Annotated in this window: 19 protein-coding genes; 6 read left to right on the top strand and 13 right to left on the bottom strand. The window is 64.7% G+C overall.

The genetic code is table 11. From position 1 onward, the window contains the following. Positions 1-154: 154 nt before the first annotated feature. The 9 genes from G453_RS22770 to G453_RS0106715 all read right to left on the bottom strand — a co-directional run bounded on the left by G453_RS22770 (position 155) and on the right by G453_RS0106715 (position 5,884). A complete protein-coding gene (locus G453_RS22770) occupies positions 155-592 on the bottom strand; it encodes a response regulator (RefSeq protein WP_051271888.1) in 438 nt (145 codons plus the stop codon). Positions 593-618: 26 nt separating this feature from the next. Next, on the bottom strand, positions 619-1,479 hold the full coding sequence (gene motA, locus G453_RS0106750) for a flagellar motor stator protein MotA (protein WP_027190437.1): 861 nt from the start codon (positions 1,477-1,479) through the stop codon (positions 619-621). Between the two features lie 3 nt (positions 1,480-1,482). Beyond that, on the bottom strand, positions 1,483-2,469 hold the full coding sequence (locus G453_RS22765) for a flagellar motor protein MotB (protein ID WP_051271885.1): 987 nt from the start codon (positions 2,467-2,469) through the stop codon (positions 1,483-1,485). A gap of 190 nt (positions 2,470-2,659) precedes the next feature. Continuing rightward, positions 2,660-2,932, bottom strand: coding sequence for a 50S ribosomal protein L27 (gene rpmA, locus G453_RS0106740; protein ID WP_027190436.1), 273 nt, complete (start codon positions 2,930-2,932; stop codon positions 2,660-2,662). 10 nt (positions 2,933-2,942) lie between these two features. After that, positions 2,943-3,254 (bottom strand): 50S ribosomal protein L21, encoded by a 312-nt coding sequence (gene rplU / locus G453_RS0106735; RefSeq protein ID WP_027190435.1) that lies wholly within the window; start codon positions 3,252-3,254, stop codon positions 2,943-2,945. A 66-nt stretch (positions 3,255-3,320) separates the two neighbouring features. Further along, on the bottom strand, positions 3,321-4,058 hold the full coding sequence (locus tag G453_RS0106730; protein WP_027190434.1) for a ComF family protein: 738 nt from the start codon (positions 4,056-4,058) through the stop codon (positions 3,321-3,323). Between the two features lie 6 nt (positions 4,059-4,064). Next, on the bottom strand, positions 4,065-4,691 hold the full coding sequence (locus tag G453_RS0106725; protein ID WP_051271882.1) for a flavodoxin family protein: 627 nt from the start codon (positions 4,689-4,691) through the stop codon (positions 4,065-4,067). 23 nt (positions 4,692-4,714) lie between these two features. Further along, positions 4,715-5,341, bottom strand: a complete 627-nt coding sequence (locus G453_RS0106720) for an MBL fold metallo-hydrolase (protein ID WP_027190432.1) — start codon at positions 5,339-5,341, stop codon at positions 4,715-4,717. 12 nt (positions 5,342-5,353) lie between these two features. After that, on the bottom strand, positions 5,354-5,884 hold the full coding sequence (locus G453_RS0106715) for a nitroreductase family protein (RefSeq protein WP_027190431.1): 531 nt from the start codon (positions 5,882-5,884) through the stop codon (positions 5,354-5,356). A 151-nt stretch (positions 5,885-6,035) separates the two neighbouring features. On the opposite strand from G453_RS0106715, the gene G453_RS0106710 reads away from it, so the two are divergent. From G453_RS0106710 to G453_RS0106700, 4 genes are all read left to right on the top strand, one after another. Beyond that, positions 6,036-8,402 carry a GGDEF domain-containing protein gene (locus G453_RS0106710; protein WP_027190430.1) on the top strand — a complete coding sequence of 789 codons (2,367 nt, stop codon included), beginning with the start codon at positions 6,036-6,038 and terminating at the stop codon, positions 8,400-8,402. A gap of 66 nt (positions 8,403-8,468) precedes the next feature. Further along, positions 8,469-9,380, top strand: coding sequence for a hypothetical protein (locus tag G453_RS27820; RefSeq protein ID WP_156920834.1), 912 nt, complete (start codon positions 8,469-8,471; stop codon positions 9,378-9,380). Positions 9,381-9,403: 23 nt separating this feature from the next. Then, positions 9,404-9,586, top strand: a complete 183-nt coding sequence (locus G453_RS22760) for a type II toxin-antitoxin system Phd/YefM family antitoxin (RefSeq protein ID WP_051271879.1) — start codon at positions 9,404-9,406, stop codon at positions 9,584-9,586. Then, positions 9,583-9,945, top strand: coding sequence for a cupin domain-containing protein (locus G453_RS0106700; protein WP_043644719.1), 363 nt, complete (start codon positions 9,583-9,585; stop codon positions 9,943-9,945). The genes G453_RS22760 and G453_RS0106700 overlap by 4 nt, the downstream gene beginning before the upstream one ends. On the opposite strand, the gene G453_RS0106695 is transcribed toward G453_RS0106700, so the two are convergent. Genes G453_RS0106695 through G453_RS0106685 form a run of 3 tightly spaced genes read right to left on the bottom strand, consistent with a single transcriptional unit; the run spans position 9,940 to position 13,119 of the window. After that, complete coding sequence (locus G453_RS0106695) at positions 9,940-10,275, bottom strand: helix-turn-helix domain-containing protein (RefSeq protein ID WP_027190428.1); 336 nt, start codon at positions 10,273-10,275, stop codon at positions 9,940-9,942. The two genes, G453_RS0106700 and G453_RS0106695, sit on opposite strands and share 6 nt — an antisense overlap. Before the next feature lie 37 nt (positions 10,276-10,312). Further along, positions 10,313-12,778 (bottom strand): heavy metal translocating P-type ATPase, encoded by a 2,466-nt coding sequence (locus G453_RS0106690; RefSeq protein ID WP_027190427.1) that lies wholly within the window; start codon positions 12,776-12,778, stop codon positions 10,313-10,315. Between the two features lie 26 nt (positions 12,779-12,804). Further along, positions 12,805-13,119, bottom strand: a complete 315-nt coding sequence (locus G453_RS0106685) for a metal-sensitive transcriptional regulator (RefSeq protein WP_051271876.1) — start codon at positions 13,117-13,119, stop codon at positions 12,805-12,807. A gap of 128 nt (positions 13,120-13,247) precedes the next feature. Here G453_RS0106685 and G453_RS0106680 point away from each other — a divergent pair, with 128 nt between their 5' ends. Continuing rightward, entirely contained in the window at positions 13,248-14,042 is a 795-nt protein-coding gene (locus tag G453_RS0106680; RefSeq protein WP_027190425.1) for a sirohydrochlorin cobaltochelatase, read from the top strand. Here the strand turns inward: G453_RS0106680 and corA are convergent. Beyond that, positions 14,039-15,121, bottom strand: coding sequence for a magnesium/cobalt transporter CorA (gene corA, locus G453_RS0106675; protein ID WP_027190424.1), 1,083 nt, complete (start codon positions 15,119-15,121; stop codon positions 14,039-14,041). The two genes, G453_RS0106680 and corA, sit on opposite strands and share 4 nt — an antisense overlap. Before the next feature lie 224 nt (positions 15,122-15,345). On the opposite strand from corA, the gene G453_RS0106670 reads away from it, so the two are divergent. Continuing rightward, positions 15,346-16,899, top strand: coding sequence for a hypothetical protein (locus tag G453_RS0106670; protein WP_027190423.1), 1,554 nt, complete (start codon positions 15,346-15,348; stop codon positions 16,897-16,899). Positions 16,900-16,928: the final 29 nt, after the last annotated feature.

The following is a 16,928-nucleotide window of genomic DNA, read 5'->3' as shown; positions in this document are numbered from 1 at the left end:
GGGGTGAGCCGGTAACAGGACGGGATACTTTTGGATTCCAAAGGGCGCAGCTCTTTGGCCGCCGGAGGCATCCACCTACTACCGACCTCGCAAGATCCTGATAAATATCAATTTATACCAGAGGTCCCGCGCAAAGCCTCTCTGGCCAGGAGCCTCAGCCCGCCTCCGGTTCCTGTTCGGCCAGCAGGGCCGCCACTTCCGGGCTGTGATACGGGCTGCCCCCGGCAACCAGGCGGATGGCCCTGGCCAGCTCGGCCTCGCCAACGTTCTTCAGAAGATATCCGTCCGCCCCGGCCGCGAAGGTCCTGCGGACCAGCTCGGCGTCCAGGTGCGCCGTGAGCGCCAGGACGCGCACCTGAGGGTGCAGGCGCTTGATCTCCCCGATGGCCCCGATCCCGTCCAGACGCGGCATGGAGAGGTCCATCAGCACCACACCCGGGGAAAGCTCCCCGGCCAGCCGGACAGCCTCCAGCCCGTCTGCCGCCTCGCCCACCACGACCACGTCGGAAGCCGCGCCCAGAAGCATCATGAGCCCCTTGCGCAGGATGGCCACGTCCTCGGCCAGCAAAACCCGAATCGTCCCGTTGTCCATCATCGCTCCCGAAGGTGGTCCGGCGTCTATTTGCCCTTGGAGGCCTTCACCGCCTCTTCCAGTTCCGCGAAGCTTGGCCGGTGATGGTTGGGGATGGCGCGCCTGCCCGCTTCCAGGGCCACTGGCGGGGGGTTGCCGCCGACGAACGCTCCCAGCGCGCACTTGATCACGATGAGGCAGTGCTCGCCTTCCTTGGCCTTGGATTCCATGTTGGCCGCGATGGGGCCTACGATGCCGTAGCACATGAGAACGCCCAGGAACGTGCCCACCAGCGCCGCGCCGATGTGGTGGCCGATGACCTCGGGGGGCTCGGAGATGACGCCCATGGTGATGACGACGCCGAGCACCGCCGCGACGATGCCCAGGCCCGGCAGGGCGTCCGCCATCTTGTTGACGGCCTGCGCCGGCGCGACCGCTTCGTGGGAGTAGGCCTCGATGTCGGCGTCCATGATGTTCTCGAACTCGTGCTGTTCGATGTTCACGGTGGAGAACACGCGCATGGTGTCGCACACGAACTCGACGATGAAGGCGTTGGATTTGTCTTTCAGAAAGCCTGTGAAAATCTGGCTGGCTTCGGGAGCCTCGATGTCCTTTTCGATGGCCACCAGCCCTTCGCGGCGGATCTTCATGAACAGCATGGAGAGCATGATGAGCATGTCCAGGAAGAAGGCCTTGCTGGTCTTGGAGGACCCGAACGCGCCGCCCATGCCTTTGAGCGCGCCGATGACCACTTCCTTGGGCGAACCCAGGAGCATGGAGCCGAAGGCCGCGCCAAAGATGATCACCAGCTCGGCGGGCTGCCAGAGCACGCTGAAGTTGCCCTTCTCCAGCATGTAGCCCAGGACGACCGCGCCAAGGACCGTGACGACACCTATGATGGCAAACATGCTCTACTGAACCCCGTCAGGTTTTTGTTTTCCCTTGATGCTCTGGTCGTAAAGCCTTTCTATCTGCTGGTCCAGGATTTCCCGCTTTTCCGGAGACATCGGGATGTCCGGCGGGGGAGCGGGAGGAGCCGCCGGAGCCTCTTGCGCCTTGGCCGGAGGTTGGCCTTTTGCGGCGTCGGGCGATTTGGACGGCTGGACGGGCTGGGGCACGGTCATCACCAGCCGGATACGGCGGTTCTTGGGGGAGAAAGGAGCCTGGGCGTCCATGGGTTTGGTGGCTGCGAACCCTGCCACCTGCCCGATGCTGTCCTGGGAGACGCCTGAGCGTTCCAGCTCGCGCCGGGCCGCCGAGGCGCGCTCGGTGGAGAGCTCCCAGTTGGTGAAGCGCTCGCCCGCGTAGGTGAAGGCGTCGGTGTGCCCCTCGATGGTCAAAAGGCCCTTGCCCGCCTTGGCGAAGGGCGGAGCCACCGCGGCCAGGGCGCGCTTGGCGTCCGGGGTCAGGTCGGAACGGCCAAGTGCGAAAAGGGGCTTGCCCTTGGCGTCCTCGAACACGTCCACGATCACCTTGCCCGCCTCGGTCTTGACGATGATCTGGTCCTTCATGTCCGGGGTCTTGGCTTCGATGGCTTCTTTTATGGCCTCGGCAGCCTTTTCCGCCTCGGATTTCTCCTTGGCCGGGCTGGACGGGTTCTCGGAGATGGGCTCCACGATGTTGGGCGGGTTCTGCTCCTGCGCGATCTGCGAGAGGTCGGTGGCCGGGACGAGACCAGAGGGGCTGCCCTCGAGCAGGCTATAGGACTGGAAATACTTGGATATTTCCACCTTCTTTTCCTTGGGCAGCGAGTTGACCAGCCACATGACCAGGAAAAAGGCCATCATGGCGGTGACGAAGTCGGCGTAGGCGACCTTCCAGCTGCCGCCATGCGCGCCGCCGTGCCCGCCCTTCTTCACCTTCTTGATGATGATCTTCTTGTGTTCTTTGTCCGCCATGGCGCTCCCTGCCTAGGGGAAAATCAATGCAAAAGAGAGGCCACGCGTTACCGGACGCATGGATACGCCCCTATAGGACGCCCGCGCGCCGGGCGCAAGGGGAGGAACACGAAGTGCCGGAAATGAGAACGCCAAAAAGCGGGGCGGCTTTTGGCCGCCCCGCTCGAAAAGCCGGGTCCACTCCTGCGCCTTAGGCGGCGACGGGAGGAAGGACGTGCACCCGGGTCTTAACCTTGCGGTTACGGGTGTACTTTTCGTAGGCGACGGTGCCGTCGACCAGGGCAAAGAGGGTGAAGTCCTTGCCCAGACCGACGTTGTCGCCGGGGTGAAACTTGGTGCCAAGCTGACGAACCAGGATGTTGCCAGCCCGGACGACCTGCCCGCCGTAGCGCTTCACGCCACGGCGCTGACCTGCGCTGTCGCGACCGTTGCGGGAACTGCCGCCTGCTTTTTTATGAGCCATGGTGTCCCTCCTAGGCCGTGATCGACTTGATCTTCAGGGTGGTGAGATCCTGGCGGTGACCAGTCTTCTTGTGGGAGTCGTTGCGACGCCACTTGTGGAAGACCACAACCTTGGGGCCGCGCAGATGCTCGACCACTTCACAGGTCACCTTGGCGCCGTCCACGTAGGGAGAGCCGACTTTCAGGTCGGTGTTCTCGCCCACCAGGAGCACCTTTTCCAGGGCAACTTCAGCGCCAGCATCAACCGTGAGTTTCTCGACGGTGATCTTGGTGCCTTCCTCAACGCGGTACTGCTTACCGCCGGACTCAACAATAGCGTACATGGTTAGACCTCCGCAAACGGGGAAACCGTTCCTAAGGACACCCCGTAAATTTGTCAACTCCAATTTTCAGTCACGAGCAAGAACAAGCACATCCACGCGCCTGGCCCCGCTTTCCAGAAGCGCCCGCGAGGCCGCGTCCAGCGTGGCTCCGGTGGTCATCACGTCGTCCACCAGCAGCACGGATTTTTCTCCCACCAATTCTCTATCCGCCTCGAAGGCCCCGGCAAGGTTCGTGCGGCGCTCTTTGGCCTTCAGCCTGCTCTGGGGGCTGGTGTGGCGGATCTTCCTGAGCGCGCGCCCGGCAACCGGGACGCCCAGCGGCCCGGCCACGGCCCTGGCCAGCTCCTGGCTCTGGTTGTAGCCGCGCCGCAGGAGCTTTCGCCAGTGCATGGGCACGGCGACCACCAGATCAGGCCCCATGGGGTCCAGCCCGCCGGGGCGCTCCCGGTGCAGGCTGTAGGCGTGTCGCGCCAACTCGGCCAGAAGGCCCAGGCCCGCAAGCCCTCCGCCGAACTTCAGGCGCAGGATGGCCCGGCGCAGCGGGCCGCCGTATTCGGCGTAAAACGCCATGCCGGTCCAGGGCCTGGGTGCCGCGCGGCAGGCCCCGCACAGCGACGGAGGCTGTCCGGCGGTCTCGCAGAGCGCGCCGCAGCCGGGACAGTAGTCCGTCAGGCGGGGCCTGAGCTCCTTCGCGCAGGCCTCGCACAGGCCCGGCCCGCTGGTGACCAGACCGCACACCCGGCAGCGCGCCCCGGCCAGGGAACGCCACGTGCCGCGCAGCAGCAGGCTCAATCGGCCATGCATGAGAACTCAGCGCCCGACAGCCGTCCAGGCCCCGGACGCGAACTCCCGCACCCTTGCGCGCGCGGACTCGTCGCCCGAAAGATCGCCCGGCGCGTCGTAGCCCGGCAGGAGCAGCGGTTCGCCGAGCGTCACGTTGAAGGGCCACAGGAAGTAGCGCATGGTCAGAAGCGACCCCTCGAACAGTTTCTCGCCGCGCGGCCTCCCGGAGACCATGCACATGTGGGCCTGCCTGGGAGCCAGGGCGCAAAGCGCCGGGTCCCCTGCCAGCCGCGCCTCGTAGTGGCGCTGTCCCCGGTCGATGAAGCCTTTGAACATGGCCGGGAGATGATAATAAAATATGGGCGCGGCGAAAAACAGCACGGGCGCGGCCATGATCAACCGAAACAGCTCCTCGGACTGGTCGCGCTCCATGAGCACGCAGCGGTGCTCGGGGTCGCGCCCGCAGGCCTGGCAGCCCCGGCAGGGCGTGATGTCCAGGTCGCGCAGGCGGAGCAGCAGGGGCGTCGCTCCGGCGGCGGTGAGCCCCTCGGCCAATAGCGCCGCGGCCGCGTCCGAGTTGCCGCCCTTGCGCGGGCTGCACGCCAGCACCAGGGGGGACTCCTGCGTGAGCGTTGCCGGGATGATGCTCTTCATGCCTGCCTCGCGCCCTTTCGCCGCTACCCTGCGAAATCGCTGAAATAGGGGTTGTGCAGCTTCTCGTCGCCCACGGTGGTTTCCGGCCCGTGCCCCGCGTAGACCACCGTATCCGGCGGCAGGGGGAAGATCCGGGTCGTCACGGAATCAAGCAGGGTCTGGTGGCTGCCGCCGGGAAAGTCCGTACGCCCGATGGAGCGGTAGAACAGCAAATCCCCCGCGAACACCACGCCCGCCTTGGGGAAATAATACGACACCCCGCCCGGCGTATGCCCCGGCGTGAACAGCACCTTGCAGGGCTGGCCCAGAAGCTCGATTTCGCCCTCCTCCACCGGCGCGTAGGAGAACTCCGGCACCTTGGGAAATCCCATGAAGCCGCCCCGGCCAAGCTCGGTCTGCATCAGCGGGGCGTCCCCGGCGCAGGCCAGCACCACCGCGCCCGTGGCGTCGTGCAGGGCCTTGACCCCGAAGGTGTGGTCGAAGTGCAGGTGGGTCAGCAGTATGTGGGTCAGGGTCAGGCCCTCGCGCTTGAGAAAGCGCAGCATGGACGAAGGGTCGCCCCCCACGTCCACGGCCACGGCGCTCGAACCCTCGATGGCCAGGAAGCTGTTGGTCTCAAGCGGTCCAAGCGGAAAAATCTCAACCTTCATGATGCCTCTCTCTTATTCGTCGGCCAGGCTCAGGGGCTCCAGCAGCAGTTCGGCCAGCGGCTTTCGTTCGGACGAGCCTTTCTGGTCCGGCCTGCCCACGGCCAAAACGGCCATCAGCTCCAGGCTGCGCTCGTCGAAGCCCAGCGCCCTGGTGACTTCCGGCTCCTGGTTTATGATCTCGCCCAGCCACACGCCTCCAAGACCCAGCGCGTGCACGGCCAGCAGCATGTTCTGCAGGCACGCGCCGATGCTCTGAAGGTCCTTGGCGCGGTTGTACACCACCTCGCGGTCCAGGAACACGCAGAAGAGCGCCTGGGCTCCGCGTACCAGATGGGCGTACTTGGTGTGGCGCGCCAGCGCATCCTGGCGGGGTTCGCCGGGGCGGACCACCAGGAAGCGCCAGGGCTGGTTGTTCAGCCCGCTGGGAGCCCAGCGGCCCGCGTCCAAAATGGCTTCGATCTCCGCGAGCGACACCGGCTCCGGCGTGAAACGCCTGATGGAGCGGCGCTGGCGGATGGCTTCGAGTACTGGATTGTGCTGCATGGGAACTGCTCCAGCCCCGTCCCTTAGCCCATGCCCGGCGCACGGGCAAGCCGCAAGCGCATCCGGGGCTCCTGGCCCCTTGCCCAAGGCGCGCGCGCCCGTTACAACCTTCGCCATGCGACCGAACACCCCCCTTAAGCGTTCCCAAAGCATGCGCCTCACCCGCCACGACCTCATCGCCGGAGAGCACGCCCTGAAGGACGCGCTCCAGGCCTTCGTGAGCTTCAAATCCTACAGCCTCTACTTCCCGCCGCCGGACTCCTCGGGCGAACAGTTCGAGGCCGAGTACCTGCGCGGCGAACAGAAGCTGTTGCTGCCGCTCACGCTGGACGGCGAATTTCTGGGCATGTTCATGGCGCGCGGTATGAAATCCATCCCCAAGACCTCGCTTGCGCTGCTCACGCAGGCGGCGACGCTGTGCCTGGAGAACCTGCGCCTGGCCAAGGCCTGCCGCACCGACTCCGTGACCGGGCTCTTGAACCGTGGATGCCTGATGTCCGCCATGGAGCGCGAGATCGAGCTGGTGCAGGCCTGCATCCTGCCCGGCTCGGCCAGCTGCCTGGACACGCCCGGCGAGGCCCGGGGCGGCTTCGGGCTGGTGCTCCTGGACGTGGACTTCTTCTCCTGGGTGAACCAGAACTACGGTTACCTCTTCGGCGAGACCCTGCTCAAGAAGCTCGGCGAGCTCCTGGCCCGCAAGGCCCCGGAGGACGCCCTGTGCGCCCGCCTGGACGGCGACGTGTTCGCGGCGCTCCTGCCCGGAGCCTCCGCCGCGCGCTGCCAGGATCTGGCCGAGTCGCTTCGCGCGGCAGTGGCCGAGGAAATCTTCGAGTATCCGGTCAACGGCGAGCGCATCCGCCTCACCGTGAGCGCCGGGTTCTCCCTCTACCCGCGCGACCTCCACGGCGGCCAGCTGGCCTCGCCCATCGGCGAGGCCGTGCGCATCCTGGTGCAGAAGGCCCGCAAGACCCTGGCCTGCGCCAAGGACCTCGGGCGCGATCAGGTGATGAGCTTCTCGAAACTTTTGCGCGAGGGCGGGCAGGTGCTGGAGTCGCTGCCGCTTGGCCGCCTGGCCGTGAGCCTGGGCAAGGCCGTGGACGCCAAGGAGGGCCAGCGCTTCCTGGTGTGGTCGCCCCGAACGGGCGCGGCCCAGCCGCTGGGGCGCGCCGGGGAGCGGGTGTCCGGGCGCTATCCGTCCATGGTCAAGGGCGAGATCATCCTCATGGAAACCCAGGAGGACGTGTCCTTCGCCGAGGTTTTGCACCTCACCGACGCCTCCTGGCCCATCGAGCCGGGCGACCGGTTGCTGCTGGCCCAGGAACCCGAGGACCTCTTCGCCGCCGAGGCCGACCCGGCTGCGCCGCCGCAGCGCGACATGGTCAGCGGCCTGCTGGGCCACCGGGATTTCATCCGCCACATCACCCAGGTGCGCGAGGCCCAGAGCGTGTTCACCCTGGCCCTGGTGCGCCTGCCCGATTCCGGCAAGGACCGCCAGTCCGGGAGCGCGTCCCCGGCCGAAGCCCGCGTGCAGGAAGTGGCCGCGCTCTGCCGGGAGGTCTTCGGCTCCCAGGTGCAGGGCGGGCGCTTCTCCACCGGCAGCCTGATCCTCTACGTGCCGGGGCTTGATCCGCTGGTGCTGCGCGAGCGCTTCGCCGCCTTCATGGAGCAGGCCGAGTCGCGCCTGGACCTCAGGTTGGCCGTGGGGCTGGCCGGGTATCCGTTCCTGAATTTCGGCAAGGCCGACGTGCTGGAGAACTGCCGCAAGGCCCTGGACCACTCGCTGCTCATCGCCAGCGGCCCGCAGCTGGCCGTGTTCGACTCCATCTCCCTGACCATAAGCGCCGACCGGCTGTTCACCATCGGCGACGTGTACGGGGCCGTGGAGGACTACAAGCTGGCGCTGCTGGCCGACGAGCACAACCTGCTGGCGCGCAATTCGCTGGGTATTTGTCTGGCGCGCCTGGGGCGCATGGCCCAGGCCAAGGCCGAGTTCGAGCGGGTGCTCTCCAAGGAGCCGCGCAACATCATGGCGCTCTACAACCTGGGCCACGCCTGCCACCGCCTGGGCGAGGAAGCCCAGGCCCGCAAGGCCTTCCAGCGCTGCCTGAAGCTGAACCCCCAGGACGTGTACTGCCTCCTGCGCCTGGGCCGCATGGCCGAGGACACCGGCAAGCTGACCAACGCGCGCAAGTACTACGAGAAGGCGGCGGCGCTGCCGTCCGGCAAGGGGCTGACCATGCGGCATCTGGCGCGCGTGGAGCTGGCCCAGGGGCACACCGACCAGGGCCGCGAGTACCTGCATCAGGCGCTGCTGCACGACCCCAAGGACGCGTTTTCGTTGAACCTGCTGGCGCGGCTGTATCTGGACGGCGGCGAAGATCCTGCAATCGCCGAAGCGCTGGCGAGGCAGAGCGCGGCCCTGCGGCCCGATCAGAAGCAGTTCTGGCGCGATCTGGCGCGTGCGCTGGAGAAACAGGGCAAGGTTGATGAGGCGCAGCAGGCCATGGGGCGGGGGTAGGGATGATTGTGCTGCTAGTAAATTTCCCCAAACAACCCAAGCAGAGGCGCACCGGAGGCAAATTCCATGATTCTAGAGGTTCCTACTGCTGAAGATTTTTTCAGAACTGGGATAAGCCTACTGAACCAAGCATGGAACAACGTATTCGAACTCATAGAATACTATAAACTTGCGAAAGATCAAGACATGTTTGAGGATGCTTCAGGAGAAGTTGACTACTGGCGTGCAGCAAGTGACGAGTTATCTACCTCAGTAACGCTAACACACCAAGGCATTAGCTTTTTGATAAAAGGGAAAATTGCTAGCGTAAACCCGCACTTGCTCATCTTATCCCAGCCTAAAGACTGGCCAAAAGGATGCGACAAAGGAGACGTTTATTTTTCAGATTTTAAAACAGTCGACACTGGAGATTTAGTAAAAATACACAACACTTTTCTCCCAATCAAGCTCGATGAAAGTTTTGTTAGCTTCTTTATGTCTACAAGCAGAAAGCGAAACAAAATAATGCACTCGATAGACAACAACTTGCGCTTTGAAGTAAATAGCATAATCAGAGACATACTTATTACAAACGACACACTTTCAAACCCAGGTGAATGGTTTTTAAGAAGAATGGAGTACCTCTCTACCAGACCATGGGCTATTATTGATCATGATGAATATTATAACGACAGAGTAATTACCGAGTGTAGCTACGTAAAATCAATCCTTACAGACTCTGAAATGAAACAATTCTTTCAAGTTAGCAAGAAATCAAGATTCTATATATGCCCAAGTTGCCATAGTCGCACCTCAGGAATGGGTGAAGACACACCGCTGTTTGCTGTGCTTAAGCCCAACACTCCCACTTCAACAAATGTTTATTGTTTTATGTGCCTTCAATATTCCCCAGTGAAGAGAGAAAAGTGCGGAGAAGGTGATTGCAAAGGAAATGTTTTGGCTGACAATGTAGGCTGTTTATCATGCGGCGAATCTTAACATAAAAGGCAAATTCATAAACCATGAACGCCACCACCTACTCCACCGCCCGCGCCAAGCTTTCCGAAATCATGGACCGCGTCTGCGACGACCACGATCCCTGCATCATCACCCGTTGCAAGGGCAAGCAGGTCGTCATCGTCAATCAGGAAGATTACGAAGACACGATAAAGCGCTGCTCCACCGCACCGGAGACCACATCATGAAGCCAATCGACCTCCTCCCCGCTGCCGCGTCCATCGACGCCCTCTGGTCGCCGCGCGTGGCCGCGAAAATAAACGACACCTACGTCAAGCTCGCCCGCATCCAGGGCGAATTCGTCTGGCACGCCCACGAGGCCGAGGACGAGATGTTCGTGGTGCTCTCCGGCAGGCTGTGCATAAAGTTCCGCGACAGCGACGTGTGGCTGGACGCAGGCCAGGCCATCGCCATCCCGCGCGGCGTTGAGCACTGCCCGTTTGCCCCGGAAGAGGTGCGCATCATGCTGATAGAACCGGCCAGCACCGTGAACACCGGCGACGCAGGCGGCGACGCGCGCACGCAGGACGCGCCGGTCTGGCTATAGCCGGAGTTGGCCTATCTCAACGCCCAGCGCCCCCGCCAACTTGGCAAGCGTCACCCTGCGCAGGTTCGCATCGGGCCGCTCCATCTGAGCATACGCCGACTGACTGATTCCAAGGCGCGTCGCGACATCGGCCTGCGTCAGCCCCTTGTATTCGCGCCAAGCCCGGACAAGGCTCTTGCCGTCCACGCCGTGCGCCACGACCACCTCATGGGGAAGAAGCAGGTCGTCGTCCTGTTCCCCCAACAATTCGAGATATTCTTCGTAAGGCACGACGACGAAGGCGGGTACACCGTCTTTTTCGAGAATAGTGTGGTTAGTATGTCTGCTCATCACGTTTCTTGACCTCTACTGAAGTGTACGCTGCCCATCACCCCTTGAAGAAGCGCAGCCGCAGCGCGTTGCTCACCACCGACACCGAACTCATGGCCATGGCCGCTCCTGCGATCATGGGCGAGAGCGTCGGCCCGCCGAAGGCGTACAGCACCCCGGCTGCCACGGGAATCCCCAGCACGTTGTAGGCGAACGCCCAGAACAGGTTCTGCTTGATGTTTCGCACCGTGGCCTTGGCCAGCTTCAGCGCCGTGACCACCCCGCGCAGGTCCCCGCGCATGAGCACGATGTCGCCCGTTTCGATGGCCACGTCGATGCCCGTGCCCATGGACATGCCCACATCCGCCGTGGCCAGGGCCGGGGCGTCGTTGATGCCGTCGCCCACCATGGCCACGGTCAGCCCCTGGGCCTTCAGCTCGTTCACCTTGGCGGCCTTGCCCTCTGGCGCGACCTCCGCGAACACCTCGGTCACCCCGGCCTGGGCGGCGATTGCCGCCGCCGTGCGCGGGTTGTCGCCTGTGAGCATCACCACACGGATGCCCATGTCTGAAAGCTGCCTGATGACCTGCGGCGCTTCCGGACGCAGGGCGTCGGCCACGGCCAGGATGCCCAGCATCCGGCCTCCCTCGGCCACGTAGAGCGGCGTCTTGCCCTCGGCGGACAACCGCTCGCCCTGCTCCAGCAGGTCGGCAGGCACGGCAGCGCCCTCGCCCGAAAGCCAGGCGTGACGCCCCACCAGCACCCGTGCGCCGAGCACGTGCGCCTCCACGCCCTGGCCGGGCACGGCCTTGGCGTCGGACGCCGGAGGCAGGTCCAGGTCGCGCGCCTGGGCGGCCTGCACCACGGCCTGCCCCAGCGGATGCGCGGACAAAGCCTCCACGGCGGCGGCGCGGCCCAGCAGGAAGTCCTTGGTTTCGCCTGGAACCGGCAGCACGTCAGTCACCACGGGATGGCCAAGAGTCAGGGTGCCGGTTTTGTCCAGCACCACGGCGGACACGGCGCTTGCGGACTCCAGGGCCTGCCCGCTCTTTATCAGGACGCCCATGCCCGCCCCGCGCCCCGTGCCCACCATGATGGACGTGGGCGTGGCCAGCCCCATGGCGCACGGACAGGCGATCACCATGACGGACACGAAGATGCGCAGCGCAAAGGGCCAGCCCTCCCCGGCCAGCAGCCACGCGCCCGCCGCGCACACGGCCAGGGCCATGACCGTGGGCACGAAATACAGGCTGACCCGGTCGGCCAAACTGGCGATGGGAGCCTTGGAGCCTTGCGCGTCGCGCACCAGCCGCACGATGCGCGCCAGCACCGTGTCCGGCCCCACGCGCTCGGCGCGCATGGTCAGCGCGCCAAGCGAGTTTTGCGTACCCGAGGCCAGCGGGTCGCCGGGGTTCTTGGGCACGGGCAGGCTCTCGCCGGTCAGCATGGACTCATCCACTTCGGACGCACCCTCCAGCACCACACCGTCAACAGGCACGCGCTCGCCGGGGCGCACCAGCAGGCGGTCGCCAGGGCGCACCAGCTTCACGGGCACGGTTTCCGAACCAGCGTCGGTGAGCCGCGTGGCCGTGTCCGGAGCCAGGGACAGGAGCGCCTTCACGGCCTCGGTGGTCTTGGCCTTGGAGCGCGCCTCGAAATATTTGCCCAACGAGATGAGCGCGATGATCACCGCTGCCGACTCGTAGTAGAGCTCGTGGACCTTGTGGTCCGCGCCGTGCTGGAGCAGGATCTCCAGGGTGCTCCACAGCGAGGCCAGGAAGGCCGCGCCCGTGCCCAGCGCAATGAGCGAGTCCATGTTGGGGCCGCCGCGCAGGAGCGCCGGGACGCCGTCCAGGTAGAAGCGCCGCCCCAGCCACAGAAGCGGCGCGGTGAGCGCCAGTTGCGTGAGCGCATACGCGGCGGGAGACGTGTCCGGCGAGATGATCGCAGGCAGGGGCATGCCCACCATCGGCCCCATGGCCACCAGCAGGATGAGCGCCCCCAGGCCAAGCTGGGGGATGAGCGCACGGCGTTGGGCCTCCAGGCGAAGAGCCGCTTCGCGCTGCTGGGTCTCGAAGCGGGACTCGTCCTCATCTGGCAGAACGGCTGCGGTGAAGCCGAGCGTTGCGATGCGATCTATGACCGCTTCCAGCGACGGGCCTTCGGGAGAGAGTTCCAGCTCGCCGGTCTCCGTGGCCAGATTGACGCGCATGGCGCGAACGCCCTCCATGCCGCCCACCACGGCCTCGATGCGCCGCGAGCAGGACGCGCAGTGCATGCCGCCCAGGCTCATGCGGATCGCGCCGGGGGGCTCGGGCAGCACGGCCTCGAAGCCCAGCTGCTTTACCCGCTCGGCCACCTCGGGCAGCGTGATGGTTGTCGGATCGAACTGGAGTTCCATTGTCTCGGCGGCGAGGTTGACGCTGGCCTGCCCGACGCCGGGCAGCTGGCCCACCACGCGCTCGATGCGGCTGGAACAGGAGGCGCAGTGCATGCCTCGAATGGGCAGGGTGGTTTTTTCCATGGGGTGGCCCTCATAAGCCTGGCAGGCTATTTCAAAAAGCGCGACAGCGCGGTCTTGACCTCGTCCAGCAGCTCCTGGCGGGTCAGGGGTTTGGCGTCCTCGTGTTCCGTGCCGCTGCCTTGGCCCAGCACGCAGGTCTCCAGATGCCGGGTGAGCAGCTCAATACCGAGCGAATCCAGGGCCGAACGCACGGCCGCGATCTGATTCAAGATGTCCACGCAGTAGCGGCGATCCTCCAGCATGCGCTCGATGCCCGCCACCTGACCGGCGATGCGCTTGACGCGCGCCGTCATCTTCTTGTCCGGCGGGCAGGCCTCGCCGCTGCATTTCGTGCATTCCATGCGATCCTCCGGGGGCGCTGCGCAGCGCCCGTGCATGAAAGATACCCCCCAGGGGTATTTTGTCAAGGCGTCTGGCCGAAAAGCGGGCATTGGCTGGCGGTGGGAAGTCTGCTAGGGGTCCTGCTCCCATGCCTACGCCCGAAACCATACTCATCCTGGCCGCCCACGGCTCCTCGCACCCCCAGGCGCGCGAGTCCCTGGAGGGGTTCGCCGCGCGCGTGCGCCGGGAGCATCCCGGCCTGGACGTGCGCATGGCCTATACCGCCACGCCGCGCCCCGGAAACCATCCGGGTGCGAATTCAAATTATGGACTGGCGGACACGCTGGCCGGTCTGGCCGGAAAGACCGGACTGGACCTGCGGGTGCAGTCGCTCCATGTGATCGCTGGGGCGGATTACGACAGGATGCGCGAGGCGCTGGAAGCATTCGCGGCCGCCGCAGGCGCGCGGCTGACCATGTGCGCGCCGCTTCTGGCCGGGCCGCAGGACGCGCCCGCAGCGGCCAGGGCTCTGGCCGCGGCGCTGGGTGAGGACGAACCGGGCGAGGCCGTGGTGCTGATGGGCCACGGAACCACCCACGACGCCCAGGACCTGTACCGCGTGCTGGCCGAGCGCCTGAAGACCGAATTGCCAAAGGCCCGCCTGGGCGTGCTGGAGGCCGCCGACCCCGGCGACCCGTTGTCCATCCAGGCCATCGCCCGCGACCTGGAGTCGTGCGGAGTGCGCTCGGCGCGGCTGGTCCCGCTGCTCACCGTGGCCGGACGCCACGCCCACAAGGACCTGGCCGGAGACCGCCCCGGCTCCTGGAAGTCGGTGCTGGCCGAACACGGCATTGCGGGCCTGCCGGACTTGGCCGGGCTTCTGGAGCGCGAAGTGTTCGTCAGGCTTTGGCTTGAGCGCCTGCGGACGCTGCTCGGCGCCTAGCCCTTATTCCCGATCCAGCCTTTCCTTCTGAAGAATAACAGTATCCCCACAGCCGTCACGGCCATGGTTCCGAGCACGCCGTAGTACCCCCACTGCCATTCCAATTCCGGCATGTTCTTGAAGTTCATGCCGTAGAGCCCAGCAAGAAAAGTAAGCGGCGTGAACAGGCTGGTGAACATGGCCAGCACTTTCATGATCTCGTTCATCTTCAGGCTGATGTTGGAGAGATACAGCTCCACCATGCTGGCCAGCATATCCCGGAAGGTCTCCACGGTGTCCATCACCTGGATGGTGTGGTCATAGAGGTCGCGCAGGAAGAAGATCGTGTTCTCGGCCACCAGTTCGTGCCCGCCCATCTCCAGTTTTGCCACAACCTCGCGCATGGGAAAGATGTACTTTCGCAGATACAGGGCCTCGCGCCGCAGTTCGTGCAGGGCCTCCAGATGCTTTGGCTTGGGCGCGGCCAGGAGCTGCTCCTCGATTTCCTCGATGTCGTCGCCCATGCGCTCCAGCACCACGAAGTAGTGGTCCACGATGGCGTCCAGCAGGGCATACATCAGGTAGTCCGGCCCCAGGGTGCACACTCGCCCCTTCTGGGCCATGATGCGCTTGCGCACGTCCTCGAACACGTCGCCCCCGGCGTGCTCCTGGAACGTGAGCAGGTAGTGCTTGCCCAGGATGAAACTGACCTGTTCATCCTCAACCCTGCGTTCCTCTTCGTTGTAGACCAGCATCTTCACGATGACGAACAGGCCCCCGTCGCGCAGCTCCTCCATCTTGGGACGCTGGCCGGTGTGGACGATGTCCTCCAGCACCAGGGGATGGATTTTGAAGATCTGGGCGGCCTGGTTGACGATGCCCATGTCGTGCAGGCCGTCGATGTTGATCCAGGTGATTTTGGGGCCGTCCTCGAAGCAGGCGCACTCGCTGAGCTTCTTGGGCCTCACGGATTCGGCCCCGCCCGCGTCGTAGGTGATCATCTCCACGCTGACGGGGTCGGAGCGCTCCACGCCCACATACATGGGTGATCCGGGCGGACGTCCGGCGGTCTGGCTGCGGCGGCGAAGGTATTCGAACATGGGCGGCTGCTCCTCTTAAACTGGCTCTATACGAAAACGACGCTCAAGCTCAAGCCCGCGAGCCGCCGGACTGCGCCGCGCAAAGCCCTTTCACAACGGTTATCCGACAAACAGCGGGTTTCACGAACCCACACATCCCGCTTTCCTACTTGGTTTTGGAAAAATACTCACGCATAGTCATTTTTCAAATCGGAGAAGGCTCATTTCCATCCAAGGAGGATACCATGCGGCGATTGGCGACCTGTCTGCTTGTCTTGGCTTTGGCTGTTTCCGGCGGATGCGTGACGGCATCGAAGAAGGCGAACGAAATAGCCCAGCAGAACGTTTACCAGAGCGTGGAGTACGCCAACGCGGGGCAGGCCGGCCCGACCGTCATGGTCATTCCGGGCGCCATCACCACGCCGAGCTACGAATACCTGGCGCGGGTATCCCCCTCCGCCTTGCGGGATTTCGCCGAATCGGAAATGGGCAAGAGCAACTTCAAGGTTCTCGACAGGACTGACCAGCCCGCCATGTTCCAGGAGATCGCAGTGGCCGCCAACCTCGGCGACTCGTCGGTGCTCTCCAAGTTCAAGAAGTACAAGATGGCCCCGCCCAGGTGGCTGGTGCGCTTCGACATCATCGAGGTGGTCCCGCGCTCGACCGGGTTCAAGCAGCTCGACAAGCAGATGGCCGGGATGGCCGGAGCCCTCATGGGCAGCATGCTCCTGGGCGACCTTGGGGCCAAGGCCGGAAGCGCCGCCTTTTCCTCCATCAGCTCCGCCGAGGAGCACCGGGAATGGACCCTCACCCTGCGCTACAGCGTGCTCGACGGAAGCACCGGGGCGCGCCTCCACGAAGGCCAGTTCTCGGACAAGGCCCAGATCTCCAAGGAACTCTCGGGATTCATGGGCTTCGACACCTCTCAGGCCGGCGGGCTCCAGCTCTCCACCGTCACCCAGCGTCTTGTCCAGAAGGCCGTGCAGGACATCGACGCCCAGCACAAGCTCCCCGCAATGGAGCAGGCAGCGCAGGAGAAGCCCAAGTCCGCCAAGGCCAGCGTGGTGGCGGAAAAGCCCGCCCCCAAGGGCAAGAAGAGCGCCGAGGAGAAGAGTGACCAGACCACAGCCATCGCCTGCGTGCCGCTTACCATCGGCGGCGCGGTCTGCATGATCCCCAACACGTGGTCAACGGGCAGAGTCCCCACCATCAGGGAGGTCGCCCTGGCCAGCAATCCCAACATCACCGTGCTGGAAGGCAAGGACAAGAACGGGAATAAGACCGCCTCCGCCCTGGCCGACTCGCTCATGATCCAGGCCGCCGGCCCCATGGTCACCCTGAACGCGCCCGGCAACATGCTGGCCAACGCCTCCGGCGCGACCGCGATCACCGGCCCCGGCGTGGAAGGAAGAATCTTCGTGTTGCCCGGCGCTGCGGGCAAGTCCGACCCCAAGGCGGTGCTGGCCCAGCTGGAGAAGCACTTCCAGCAGGCGGCCCTGGCTGAATCCCTGGGTGTGGAGGTGGTGGAGTCGAAAAGCGGACAGAAGCCCATCAGCGTGTACAAATACATCAAGATCGAGCGCCGCAAGATCGAGCTGGACACCGGGCCTCCGGTGGGCGGCGACGACAAGGGGCGCGAGGCGAACACCAAGATGGTCTCCATCCCGCACTACCACAACATGGCGGTGTCCATCCTGCCCAGGGGCAACGACCTGATCCTGGCCGTGATCCTGTCCCCGGAGGACAACTTCCTGCCGCAGCTGGAAGGGTTCAAGCAGTTCGTGATGTCCGTCAGCTAAAGGCCCGCGAAATCAAAACGGCGCGGGGG

Source organism: Fundidesulfovibrio putealis DSM 16056 (genome assembly GCF_000429325.1).
Classification (GTDB): domain Bacteria; phylum Desulfobacterota; class Desulfovibrionia; order Desulfovibrionales; family Desulfovibrionaceae; genus Fundidesulfovibrio; species Fundidesulfovibrio putealis.
The sequence above is the reverse complement of the archived record's forward strand: the minus strand, read 5'-3'. Positions and strand labels throughout refer to the sequence as shown.

Coding starts and splice junctions, on each gene's coding strand:
- G453_RS22770 (WP_051271888.1), bottom strand. CDS start 592: ATGGACAACGGGACGATTCGGGTTTTGCTGGCCGAGGACGTGGCCATC.
- motA (WP_027190437.1), bottom strand. CDS start 1,479: ATGTTTGCCATCATAGGTGTCGTCACGGTCCTTGGCGCGGTCGTCCTG.
- G453_RS22765 (WP_051271885.1), bottom strand. CDS start 2,469: ATGGCGGACAAAGAACACAAGAAGATCATCATCAAGAAGGTGAAGAAG.
- rpmA (WP_027190436.1), bottom strand. CDS start 2,932: ATGGCTCATAAAAAAGCAGGCGGCAGTTCCCGCAACGGTCGCGACAGC.
- rplU (WP_027190435.1), bottom strand. CDS start 3,254: ATGTACGCTATTGTTGAGTCCGGCGGTAAGCAGTACCGCGTTGAGGAA.
- G453_RS0106730 (WP_027190434.1), bottom strand. CDS start 4,058: ATGCATGGCCGATTGAGCCTGCTGCTGCGCGGCACGTGGCGTTCCCTG.
- G453_RS0106725 (WP_051271882.1), bottom strand. CDS start 4,691: ATGAAGAGCATCATCCCGGCAACGCTCACGCAGGAGTCCCCCCTGGTG.
- G453_RS0106720 (WP_027190432.1), bottom strand. CDS start 5,341: ATGAAGGTTGAGATTTTTCCGCTTGGACCGCTTGAGACCAACAGCTTC.
- G453_RS0106715 (WP_027190431.1), bottom strand. CDS start 5,884: ATGCAGCACAATCCAGTACTCGAAGCCATCCGCCAGCGCCGCTCCATC.
- G453_RS0106710 (WP_027190430.1), top strand. CDS start 6,036: ATGCGCCTCACCCGCCACGACCTCATCGCCGGAGAGCACGCCCTGAAG.
- G453_RS27820 (WP_156920834.1), top strand. CDS start 8,469: ATGATTCTAGAGGTTCCTACTGCTGAAGATTTTTTCAGAACTGGGATA.
- G453_RS22760 (WP_051271879.1), top strand. CDS start 9,404: ATGAACGCCACCACCTACTCCACCGCCCGCGCCAAGCTTTCCGAAATC.
- G453_RS0106700 (WP_043644719.1), top strand. CDS start 9,583: ATGAAGCCAATCGACCTCCTCCCCGCTGCCGCGTCCATCGACGCCCTC.
- G453_RS0106695 (WP_027190428.1), bottom strand. CDS start 10,275: ATGAGCAGACATACTAACCACACTATTCTCGAAAAAGACGGTGTACCC.
- G453_RS0106690 (WP_027190427.1), bottom strand. CDS start 12,778: ATGGAAAAAACCACCCTGCCCATTCGAGGCATGCACTGCGCCTCCTGT.
- G453_RS0106685 (WP_051271876.1), bottom strand. CDS start 13,119: ATGGAATGCACGAAATGCAGCGGCGAGGCCTGCCCGCCGGACAAGAAG.
- G453_RS0106680 (WP_027190425.1), top strand. CDS start 13,248: ATGCCTACGCCCGAAACCATACTCATCCTGGCCGCCCACGGCTCCTCG.
- corA (WP_027190424.1), bottom strand. CDS start 15,121: ATGTTCGAATACCTTCGCCGCCGCAGCCAGACCGCCGGACGTCCGCCC.
- G453_RS0106670 (WP_027190423.1), top strand. CDS start 15,346: ATGCGGCGATTGGCGACCTGTCTGCTTGTCTTGGCTTTGGCTGTTTCC.